Source organism: Pseudomonas agronomica, from assembly GCF_025917275.1.
In the GTDB taxonomy this organism is placed as follows: domain Bacteria; phylum Pseudomonadota; class Gammaproteobacteria; order Pseudomonadales; family Pseudomonadaceae; genus Aquipseudomonas; species Aquipseudomonas agronomica.
The window spans coordinates 1-8931 of the sequence record NZ_JAOSHO010000199.1 but is presented as its reverse complement, the minus strand read 5'-3'; the positions used below and the strand labels follow the sequence as shown (position 1 = coordinate 8931).

Annotated in this window: 13 protein-coding genes and 1 tRNA gene; 6 read left to right on the top strand and 8 right to left on the bottom strand. The window is 57.4% G+C overall.

Annotation, left to right across the window (positions count from 1 at the left end; all coding sequences use genetic code 11):
* On the bottom strand, positions 1 to 138 hold a 138-nt coding region (locus OC610_RS15440), incomplete at its 3' end, for an NUDIX domain-containing protein (RefSeq protein ID WP_264428819.1).
* 270 nt (positions 139 to 408) lie between these two features.
* On the opposite strand from OC610_RS15440, the gene OC610_RS15435 reads away from it, so the two are divergent.
* Together OC610_RS15435 and OC610_RS15430 are read left to right on the top strand one after the other, a co-directional pair.
* Positions 409 to 594, top strand: coding sequence for a hypothetical protein (locus OC610_RS15435; RefSeq protein ID WP_030142541.1), 186 nt, complete (start codon positions 409 to 411; stop codon positions 592 to 594).
* Between the two features lie 94 nt (positions 595 to 688).
* Positions 689 to 916, top strand: coding sequence for a PLD nuclease N-terminal domain-containing protein (locus OC610_RS15430; RefSeq protein ID WP_264428818.1), 228 nt, complete (start codon positions 689 to 691; stop codon positions 914 to 916).
* 24 nt (positions 917 to 940) lie between these two features.
* Here the strand turns inward: OC610_RS15430 and OC610_RS15425 are convergent, their stop codons facing one another.
* The 3 genes from OC610_RS15425 to OC610_RS15415 all read right to left on the bottom strand — a co-directional run bounded on the left by OC610_RS15425 (position 941) and on the right by OC610_RS15415 (position 2122).
* Positions 941 to 1366, bottom strand: coding sequence for a hypothetical protein (locus tag OC610_RS15425; RefSeq protein ID WP_264428817.1), 426 nt, complete (start codon positions 1364 to 1366; stop codon positions 941 to 943).
* A gap of 118 nt (positions 1367 to 1484) precedes the next feature.
* Entirely contained in the window at positions 1485 to 1715 is a 231-nt protein-coding gene (locus OC610_RS15420; protein WP_181290176.1) for a hypothetical protein, read from the bottom strand.
* A gap of 152 nt (positions 1716 to 1867) precedes the next feature.
* On the bottom strand, positions 1868 to 2122 hold the full coding sequence (locus OC610_RS15415) for a DUF6555 family protein (RefSeq protein WP_039588765.1): 255 nt from the start codon (positions 2120 to 2122) through the stop codon (positions 1868 to 1870).
* 227 nt (positions 2123 to 2349) lie between these two features.
* On the opposite strand from OC610_RS15415, the gene OC610_RS15410 reads away from it, so the two are divergent.
* Together OC610_RS15410 and OC610_RS15405 are read left to right on the top strand one after the other, a co-directional pair.
* Positions 2350 to 3249 carry a polysaccharide deacetylase family protein gene (locus OC610_RS15410; protein ID WP_264428816.1) on the top strand — a complete coding sequence of 300 codons (900 nt, stop codon included), beginning with the start codon at positions 2350 to 2352 and terminating at the stop codon, positions 3247 to 3249.
* Between the two features lie 112 nt (positions 3250 to 3361).
* Positions 3362 to 3553: a DUF2188 domain-containing protein gene (locus OC610_RS15405; protein ID WP_264428815.1), complete on the top strand. Its 192-nt coding sequence runs from the start codon at positions 3362 to 3364 to the stop codon at positions 3551 to 3553.
* A gap of 54 nt (positions 3554 to 3607) precedes the next feature.
* Here the strand turns inward: OC610_RS15405 and OC610_RS15400 are convergent, their stop codons facing one another.
* The 3 genes from OC610_RS15400 to OC610_RS15390 form a co-directional block, all read right to left on the bottom strand.
* A complete protein-coding gene (locus OC610_RS15400) occupies positions 3608 to 5401 on the bottom strand; it encodes a DAHL domain-containing protein (protein WP_264428813.1) in 1794 nt (597 codons plus the stop codon).
* Positions 5402 to 5666: 265 nt separating this feature from the next.
* Positions 5667 to 6521 (bottom strand): prohibitin family protein, encoded by an 855-nt coding sequence (locus tag OC610_RS15395; protein ID WP_181290198.1) that lies wholly within the window; start codon positions 6519 to 6521, stop codon positions 5667 to 5669.
* Positions 6522 to 6643: 122 nt separating this feature from the next.
* A tRNA-Ser gene (locus OC610_RS15390) sits at positions 6644 to 6731 on the bottom strand.
* A 124-nt stretch (positions 6732 to 6855) separates the two neighbouring features.
* On the opposite strand from OC610_RS15390, the gene OC610_RS15385 reads away from it, so the two are divergent.
* Positions 6856 to 7527: a Bax inhibitor-1/YccA family protein gene (locus OC610_RS15385; protein WP_264428812.1), complete on the top strand. Its 672-nt coding sequence runs from the start codon at positions 6856 to 6858 to the stop codon at positions 7525 to 7527.
* A 275-nt stretch (positions 7528 to 7802) separates the two neighbouring features.
* Here the strand turns inward: OC610_RS15385 and OC610_RS15380 are convergent, their stop codons facing one another.
* On the bottom strand, positions 7803 to 8240 hold the full coding sequence (locus tag OC610_RS15380) for an Lrp/AsnC family transcriptional regulator (protein ID WP_264428811.1): 438 nt from the start codon (positions 8238 to 8240) through the stop codon (positions 7803 to 7805).
* Between the two features lie 133 nt (positions 8241 to 8373).
* Between OC610_RS15380 and OC610_RS15375 the strand changes: the two genes are divergently transcribed.
* A partial coding sequence (locus OC610_RS15375) for a DMT family transporter (RefSeq protein WP_264428810.1) occupies positions 8374 to 8931 on the top strand: 558 nt, incomplete at its 3' end.

Genomic DNA, 8931 nt, shown 5'->3' with positions numbered 1-8931 from the left:
CAGTTCCCTGAGTGCGGCATCGGCGTGAGTTTCGCCGCGCTCGACGGTGCCGCCGGGCAGGGCCCAGCGGCTCTTGGGTTTTCGCACCAGCAGGATGTGGCGGTCTTCTTCACAGATGACGGTCGCTCGAATCTTCATAACCTCGTCCAACCTCGACTGTCATTAAATTGCAATATAACTGCAATATTTGAGCCCTGCCCAAATGAAGTGTTCAAAAAACGATTTTGTTGCCCATGACCGTAGGATTGCGGCCGTCGCGAAAAGGCTGCGTTTATTTCATGAGCGGTTTGGCAATATGGAAGGAAAGGCTGCGCCAACGACCGATCATCGCCAAAAATGAATCAGCGCCGAAAAAACGCATCAATGTTGGGTGGACTGGCCAGCCCCGTCGTGGGGGAGCGAGGAAAGATGACCACCGTTGAAGATTTCAAAGTCAAATCCCATGAGCTCTTGGTCGAGCTCGATGCAGCAACGTCAGAAATGATGGCGCTGATCTGTATCCATCAAATGTCCGGGACCGCCTGGGATGAGGCTGTTCGGCGTCAACACGAGGCCTATGAGCAATGGGTCGACTACCTGAACGAGCGTTTATAACTGCACGATCGTCACCGCGGTCGGCAGGGCAGATTCTTTGAACGGACCCACGGCGGCCATGCCTAATCCATAGACTGACAAGAGGGTTAAGGCCATGTCTGAACTAGCCAGTTATTTCTGGATTGCCGTCGCGGTGTTGCTGTTGCTTGTGGATCTCTGGGCAATCGTCAGCGTCTTTCGGAGCGAAAAGTCGGCTGGCACCAAGGCAGGCTGGGCGCTGCTTCTGATCATCTTGCCTGTAGTGGGCTTGATCATCTGGGGAGTGGCCGGGCCGCGAGGTGTCAAGAATCCGCCTTCGTCACCGGAACACAGCAAGGGCTGACGCCAGCGGATGCGAGCCACCGGGTCAGCGGTTTTTCCATTGGCCGCCGGTGGTCTCGCAATCCTTCTGGGCTTGCTGGAGCTTTTGCGCATCGTAGTAATACCAGGTGACCTGCGCGTTATCCGGGATATTAGCCGAACCTGAGCTTGGGTCCTTGCTGGTGGAATGGGGGTTGGCCAGGGCTTCCTGGGTGAGCCTGGCCTGGCAGGTGGCGACATAGCCTTCGGCGCAACGCTCGACCGGTTTCTTCTCAGTGCTCAACGTGCCCTTGCTTTCATTGCTACACGACCAGCCAATGGCTTGAGAGGGCATGCCCTTGTATTCATAGCAACTGCGGGTCTCGATTTCCGGTACTGCCTGGCTTTGGGATCGGCTAACGACCTCGCACCCTTGCGCCATGACGGTGGCAGGGCAGGCACAGGCTATGAAAAGCAGGACTCTGGCATTCATGGTGGTTCTCCCTTTTGACGGCTCTTGCATCGATACCTAACAATATCGAGGTGCAAACAAGCGCCGTTGTTCCATCGGGTTTCAACCGGTGGAATTCAGAGGGAACCGGTGTGGCGCATCAGCGAAACTTTGGCAGTGGGCGTTCCGCAGGCTTGAGTGAAGACAAGGCGCTCTGGATCGAAGGGGCATCTTTTTCGATGTCATTGAGCCGGTCGCGGATGCGCACTGCGGCGGGATGCCCGCCCTGGTGGTCGACCCAGTCGGCGATTTCCTTGCAGGCTGCCGTCAGCCGCGCCTGGCGCGATTCCAGTAAGGTGAGCAGGGTGGTGATGGACTCTTTTTCGGACATGTCACACCTCCATTCAAGTTGAAAACAGGGCAGCGCAAAATCCGTCGGTGATGACGGCTCATGCTGCAGTTAAGCGTAGTTGAGTTGTTTGCGATCTGTCGAAGAAACCGGCGCACGACTGGACAGCCGGTGCGCCGATAACTTTATCTGATTCAGCCAGACTCCTTGACCCAGGATGGCGCGACGGAGGCTCGCCAGCGCACATCGGTAATGCCATATTTCTCTGCCATGGGTTTGGAAACCCGCTTAACCTTCTCCCTGCCGAATTTGGGTATGCGCCCAACACCCGCGTCGCAACTGGCCCAATGCCAAGCTTCGGAGTTATTCATCACTTCCGCACGAATGATGAAAGACTTGGGCTCGCCATGGAGCATGTAGTCGATGATGTAAAGCGATGGACCGCCCATAAATCCTCCCTAATTGATCCTATACGGATGGATACGGAGGCGTTCGGAAAATTCCATCGGATTTCCAGACGGTCAAGACCGGGGCTGGCAGAGGGGGCAAGTGCGTTGCAAAACATCCGTGCTTACGGTGCGGAACCAAACCCGGGTAACCTTCTCCAAGGTGAGCTTGAAAACACCGGTGCCAGGGATCAAAGGCGACGCAATGTGGCACTGAATAAAGGCAAAACATGAAGAATATCGCCGGGGCGCTGATGATGGCGCTTCTCGCCATCGGGTTGTCGGGTTGTATCGGCCCGCCCATCGAACTGACCGCGCAAACCGAGCAACGCTTGCTTGCGCAACCTCCCATCCGTTTCCTGCTGACATTCGATGATGGCCCCAGCGCATCGTCCTTGTGGAACCCGAGCCTCGAAGTGCTGGATGCCCTGGCCCAGAACCCGGTACAGCCCGGGATCAAGGCGGTATTTTTTGTCCAGACGCGATCGCCGCGAGCCGGCGGTGACGAAACGGGTCGGTCGATCATGCGTCGTGAGCATCTGGAGGGGCATGTCCTGGGGTTCCATACGGCCACCTATTGGCATACCAATCATCGATCCCTCGATCCTGACGAGCTGGAACAGTCCCTTGATAACGGTGGAAATGATATCGCGGCGATTACGGGCGCGCCGCCGAGTCTGGTGCGGCCGCCGTTCTGGAGCTACGACAAACGCACCTTCGCGGCCTACCAGCGCCATGGAATGCACGTATTGTTGACGGATCTGAGCGCCAATGACGGCAAGGTCTGGGGCATTACCATGAGTCCGCGACGGCGGATGAACCTGACGCGTCAACTCTCGGAAGTACGCGAGCGTATCGCTGATGGGCAATTGCCGATGGTGGACGGGGTGATTCCCGTCGTTGTGACCTTTCATGATCTCAATCGTTATACCGCTCGCCATGCTCGTGAATACCTGCAGATTCTGCTCGACAGTGCCAGGGCCACCGGCTTGAAGACCGATGCCAAGCCCTTTTATGACGACCAGCGGATGCTGGAGCAGGCGGCCATGGCCCGCACGGTGCGGGACACGTCTCAACCGGTGCATCTGCCGGGTCTATGGGATTGGCTGTGGGATTCGGATTCTCATTGAGGCATTCAACGGCATCCTGCGCACGAGTGCATTGCGACGCTCGGTCGGCCAGCCTGTGCCAACCGGTGTAAGGTAGGCAACGCAACCCCGTTTTCCCAAGGAGGTTATGTCTATGAGTACTGCAATGTTGACGAAAATGCACATCAATGGGTATGACGTGCTCAGCGTAAACAGCGGACCCTGGAGAGTGTGCACCCAGGCTGACCGGCTGGGTTCCTTTGCCACCCGCGAAGAAGCGCTGGCCTACGCCGCCGCGCTGCCAGCCAGGAGGCCTCGTCGCGTACGCTCCGAGAACATCGAGTAGCCAACCGCAACGGCTGCGCGGCGAGCTTCAGGGCCCGTCGCGCAGCCCGTCCCTTCAGGTTTGCGCCAGTTCCAGCGGAATTTCGAGCGTAAACAGGGCGCCTTGCCCTGGCCCATCACTGTGGACGTAGAGGCGGCCATTCATTTCCACGGCCGCCAGGGCGCAACTGTGCAGCCCGAACCCATGGCCGTCCTTGCGGGTGGTGAAACCGTGATTGAAGATTCGGGCCTGGTTCTCCGGCGCGATGCCTTCGCCGCGATCCTTGACGCTGATATGCAGTGTCGTCGGGTCGACGATGCTGATGCCCAGTGTCATTTCCCTTGGATGATCTACATGAGACATGGCGAACTTGGCGTTGCTGATTAGGTTGATCAGGATCAGCAGCAACCGATGCTTATCGCCCATGATCAACGGAGTGTCCTGGTAGTCCTTGATGACGGTGACATGGTGTCGACTCAGGGCACCTGAGTTCATGCGCAGCGCATCTTCAAACAAGTCGCTGACCTTCAGTGGTTCAATCAACCGGGCAGCTCCGGCATAGGTCTGTTGTGTCGTGACGATTTCCTTGATGTGATCGATGCTCTTGGTCAGTTGCGCCAGTTCTTCAATAAGCATCGCTTGCTCGTTGGCAATGGAATCCACCAGCTCATTGAAATAACGAGGCAACAACTTGCCTTTTTCGTCCTCGGTGATGAACTGGCCCAAGTCTGTGGCATGTTCATTCATCATCCTGACGGCTTTTCCCAAGCCCTGCGTCTTACTGTTCTTCAACTTGCGCGTCACCAGCTCCGCTGAAATATTCACGCTGTTGAGGACGTTGCCGACGTTGTGCAACACGTTGGTGGCGATCTCGGCCATGCCTGCCATGCGCGCCGCGTCCACCAACTCCCGCTCGGCCTCCTTCAGCTCGCGAGTTCGCTCTTGTACGCGCTCTTCCAGCCGATCATTGGCGGTTTGAAGTTCATGGTTGATCTGGTTGATGACTGAATAGCTGCGCACCAGACGCACGGCCAGGTAGATCATCAAAAGCGCCATCAGGCTGGCACACACAGCCAGGTACATATGGTATTTGCGATCCGTCGCGGCTGTTCGGCGTTGTGTTTCGTTCAACAACTCGTTGATGTTGTCCAGCTCCTGGGCCACGGGGATCACGCTGATGCGATCCAGCAGATCGTTGACCAGCGGCTGCTCCTGGATGATGGTCTTGACGTGCTGTGTCAATGAGGCAAAAACGGGTCGGTAGGAGGAGGGCAACTGGTCCACTTGATGTTCGAGTTCGCCTAGTTGATCCTGTACTTCCCTCGCTTTATCCGACGTCACGTAAAGCGCGTATTCCGAGGTGGTCAGAGCCAGGTCGAGCACACTGGAGGCAATGGTCAGGCGAGTTGTTTCGCTGCCGGACTTCTTGTCCAGCAGCAAGGTTTGAATCTCATCCTCGACGATCGGAAGTTCATCGAGGGACCGGCGCAGGTTGGCGTTGTGCTGTTCGAATTGCTCTACCAGCAGGCGCTTGTTCTGGATTGCCTCTACATAACCCTGGCGGCGTGATGCCCAAAGCGATGCCAAGGGGCCCGAATTGTTAAGCCGTTCCAATTGGTCCCAACGACTCTGTGCTTCAGGCGGTGGGGCCAGGGACAGGTTGTTATAGACGCCGATCTTCTTCCTGAGAATTTTCACATTCCAGTTGGCGTCGGCCTGCTTGAGCTGGCGAATGAAATCGCGGGACTCGAAATAAGTCGATGAATCGTACGTGTAGGACTTTATCAAAAAGAATATCAATGCCGAGAAAACAACCAGCGCCGCGGCCAACAGGGCGGGCCATTTGTATTTCCTGATAAGAATGGTCACGTGTTTCTCCTGTCCAGGACGGCTGCCGAGGCAGGTGCCAGGTGGGGGAGTGAAAAGTGGTTATCGGGACGAGGGGCGGAGGGAGGGTTGCGCAAGCGTTGCGTTGGTTTTTTGCCTGGGTACACGTTGAGCTCCCTGCTAACGGTAAACGTCTGGTCGTCAGTGAGCAAAGTGTAGCGTCAACCAACGAGGGGGCGATCTTTGTTCGGCTTCGTTGCGCAGGCTGGGTAGGAGGCGCGGCCAGAATTGACCGCGCCGATGCAACTTATTTCAGATCGATAAAAGGCAGTGCGCTGTTTGGCAGCATGGTGGTCGGCAATTCGCCGTTCCAGCGCTCGGCCTTGGTCAGCTCCACCAGGTTCTGGTTGCTGGCCAGCGCCTGGGCTCGGGCCTTGATCGCCTCGGCTTCAGCCTTGCCGCGAAGCTCGGTGGCCAGGGCGTCCGCCTTGGCCTGGGCTACTTGCGAATCGGCTTCCGCCTGGGCCTGGGTCACGCGAATCTGCGCCTGGACCTGTTCCGTGGCGAGCTGTTGCTCGCGAGTCTTGACCTGGACTTCCGCCGCCATGCGCGCTTCGATGGCTTTTTCATAGGCATCGCTGAAGTCGATGTTTTCAACCTGGACGCTGTCGATGATCACTGGCCCGGTAATCGTCGATTTGATTGCGGCGGAAATATCGTTGACCAGTTGGACGCGGTTCTGCACAGCGGCGACGGCGTTGAACTTGCCGAACACGTTCTCCACCTGTGTCGGCACCTGCCGGCTGATCATCCGGTCGCGAATACCTTCCAGGTCCTTGAACTGGGTGTAGACCTTCGCCACATCCGAAGGCGCAATGTGCCAGGACACGGATACCTTGAGCTCGGCTGATTGCTGGTCCTTGCTGTAGGCCTGCAGGTCGTCGTAGGACGTGACCTGGCTCTGCGTGCTGATCAGGCGGACCGATTCGATGAAAGGCGTCTTGAACGACAGCCCCGGCTCAACCACCCCGACCAGCGCGCCGTTGCGCAACAGCACGCCGCGTTCGGTCTCATCAACCGTGTACCAACTGCCAAAGAAGACACACAACAGGGCTACGCCAATAATGGCTGCGCCGATCGAACCGATGGTTTTACTGGTCACTTTACTTTCCTTGAGCGGTTTAGGAGATGGCATGCACTGTTTCCTTTGTGAAGACCGTCACTGTTTTTCCAAACGCCAGACACGAAAAAGCCCTGACAAGTCAGGGCTTTAACGTTAAAAGATGGCGGAGGCGATGGGATTCGAACTCATGGACCTGTTACAGTCGACGGTTTTCAAGACCGTTGCCTTAAACCACTCGGCCACACCTCCGTATTGCGTTGCGGGCGCCATAATACCCGAATGAAACACACTGTCAAACTCTCTACGTAGCTTGTTACAGAGCGTCTGTTATGATCCTTGCCACTGAATGTTTCAAAACCGGAGGAGTGTCGCCATGCGCGAACAGGATTACGCAGTGAACAACAGCGTGCAGGCTGAGCAGCTAGAAGTTAGCCGCGTCCTGCGCAACACTTATGGCCTGCTGGCACTCACGCTCGCTTTCAGCGGTGTGATGGCCTACGTCGCACAACAGATGCGTGTCGGCTACCCGAACATCTTCGTTGTGCTGATTGGTTTCTACGGCCTTTTCTTCCTCACCAACAAGCTCCGCGATTCGGCTTGGGGCCTGGTTTCGGCCTTCGCCCTGACCGGTTTCATGGGTTACCTGCTCGGCCCGATCCTCAACCGCTACCTGGGCATGCAGGGCGGCGCCGAAGTGGTCAGCTCGGCGTTCGCCATGACCGCCCTGGTGTTTGGCGGCCTGTCGGCCTACGTGCTGATCTCCCGCAAGGACATGAGCTTCCTGAGCGGTTTCATCACCGCCGGTTTCTTCGTGTTGCTGGGTGCGGTAGTGGCCAGCTTCTTCTTCCAGATCAGCGGCCTGCAACTGGCGATCAGCGCCGGCTTCGTGCTGTTCTCGTCGGTCTGCATCCTTTACCAGACCAGCGCGATCATTCATGGCGGCGAGCGTAACTACATCATGGCGACTGTCAGCCTGTATGTATCGATCTACAACTTGTTTGTCAGCTTGTTGCAGTTGTTCGGGTTGATGGGGCGTGATGACTGATATCGCCAGTTGGCTGGTGTGAGCTGTTGATTTGAGAGACGGCGCTTTTCCGAAAGGAGGGCGCCGTTTTTTTTGGTTTGGATGGGGTGTATATCCCTTTCTGGCAGTCACAGCCTTTATGCACACCGCCGTCCCCTGTGGGAGCGAGCCTGCTCGCGAAGAGGCCAGCACATCCGACATCATCATTGGCTGTTACATCGCCTTCGCGAGCAGGCTCGCTCCCACAGGGGAAACACGGTGCGACGCTGAACCAGGCCGGCCACCACCAACGAATTTCACGCCATCGGCGGCAATCGCCGTTTCACCGGCGTCTTTTTGACAATTGCCGTATTGGTCTCCGCAAGCACATTCAACTTGTCCAGCAACACATCCAACTGTTCCATCGACCGTACGTGCAGCCGTGCGATGAAACAGTCCTCGCCCGTCACCTTGTCGCATTCGGTAAATTCACCGATGGCCTGGATCTGTCGCTCCACCTCCTGCAACTGCCCCGCCAGCGGACGAATCCGCACGATGGCCTGTAGCTGATAACCAAAACACTTCGGATCGACCTCAACCGTGTAGCCCCTGAGCACGCCACGTTCTTCGAGTCGTCGCAGGCGCTCGGCTACGCTGGGGGACGACAGGCCGCTCAGGTTCGCCAAGGCCTTGAGCGAACGCCGGGAGTCTTCCATCAAGGCGCTGATGAGGATTTGATCGATGTCGTCAGTCATTTCGGCTCCGTTAGGCAAATACGTGAAGCTGCCTTGATAAAAAAGGTGGAAAGCCAGTTTAGCCTTTTCCAAGCCATGGAGAAGCGGCCCGGTGGATGGGCATACTGTGCTCACTCAACAAAGGAGCCCGAAGATGGACAAGACCTTACGCCGCGGTTCGCTCGAAATGACCGCCGCCATGCTGATTTCCGGAACCATAGGCTGGTTCGTGCTGGTCTCGGGCCAGCCTGTGCTGGATGTAGTGTTCTGGCGCTGCGTGTTTGGCGCCGGCACGCTGCTGTTGATTTGCGCGGGCCTTGGCTTCTTGCGCCGGGACATTCTGACGCGCACGACCTTCCTGCTGGCGGTGCTCAGCGGCGTGGCAATCGTCGGTAACTGGGTCTTGTTGTTCGCGTCCTATTCCCGCGCTTCGATTGCTATCGGTACGGCGGTGTACAACGTCCAGCCATTCATGTTGGTGGGGCTGGCGGCGTTGTTCCTGGGGGAGAAAATCACGGCGCAGAAGCTGTTCTGGCTGGCGGTCTCGTTTCTCGGGATGCTGGCGATCGTCAGCGCCCATGGCGAACAAGGGCAGGGGGGCGGGAACTACCTGGTGGGTATCGCCTTGGCGCTTGGGGCGGCACTGTTGTACGCCATTGCGGCGCTGATCATCAAGCGCCTGACGGGCACGCCACCGCACCTGATCGCGCTG